Below are 234 nucleotides of genomic sequence, written 5' to 3'. Positions count from 1 at the left end.
GTCATTTACAGCATCGAACCGGGTGCCGAGATGACGAAGACCATCGCTAATCAGACACTGCCGATGTACGGGTTGTCGAACATCACCCTCAAGACCTCGTCGACGCCGGCGATGCTGGCCCAGCTCCAGAAAGCCACCAAGGCAGGGAGTAACGTCGCGGTCACCCTCTGGCGGCCGCACTGGGCCTATGACGCCTACCCGGTACGCGATCTCGATGATCCCAAGAATGCCATC

At 59.8% G+C, this 234-nt stretch carries 1 protein-coding gene; it reads left to right on the top strand.

What is annotated here, in order from left to right; genetic code table 11:
* Positions 1-3 precede the first annotated feature (3 nt).
* Positions 4-234 (top strand): glycine betaine ABC transporter substrate-binding protein (locus H5993_RS09385; RefSeq protein WP_338033151.1); only part of this gene is annotated, 231 nt, incomplete at its 3' end.

It is taken from the genome of Limosilactobacillus alvi, from assembly GCF_016900115.1.
GTDB classification, from domain to species: Bacteria; Bacillota; Bacilli; order Lactobacillales; family Lactobacillaceae; genus Limosilactobacillus; species Limosilactobacillus alvi.
This window is presented reverse-complemented; position numbering and strand designations above follow the sequence as displayed.